Source organism: Corynebacterium frankenforstense, assembly GCF_030211955.1.
Classification (GTDB): domain Bacteria; phylum Actinomycetota; class Actinomycetes; order Mycobacteriales; family Mycobacteriaceae; genus Corynebacterium; species Corynebacterium frankenforstense_A.
In genome coordinates, this window is the sequence record NZ_JASODI010000068.1 from 1 (window position 1) to 268 (window position 268).

The following is a 268-nucleotide window of genomic DNA, read 5'->3' on the forward strand; positions in this document are numbered from 1 at the left end:
TGTCTTTGGCTAACTGTTTACGCACACTTTCGCCAATATCATCATCGCCCGTACAGGCAATGAATGCGATATTCGCGCCACTACGACCCGCAGCAACAGCCTGATTCGCGCCTTTACCGCCAAATGCGACCTGATAATGACTACCGGTTACGGTTTCACCAGGTGTCGGGAAAGAGTTAAGGTTAAGGATGTGATCGGCATTGATACTGCCAAGAACAACGAGGTTGCCTGCGGTTTTCATATTTGGTGTTCCAAGTCAAAGTGCGCC

General features: G+C 49.6%; 1 protein-coding gene. It reads right to left on the reverse strand.

Going from position 1 to position 268, the window contains the following annotated elements; translation table 11 throughout:
• Positions 1 to 241: PfkB family carbohydrate kinase (locus QP119_RS11555; protein WP_284776316.1), on the reverse strand; the 241-nt coding region annotated here is incomplete at its 3' end.
• Positions 242 to 268: the final 27 nt, after the last annotated feature.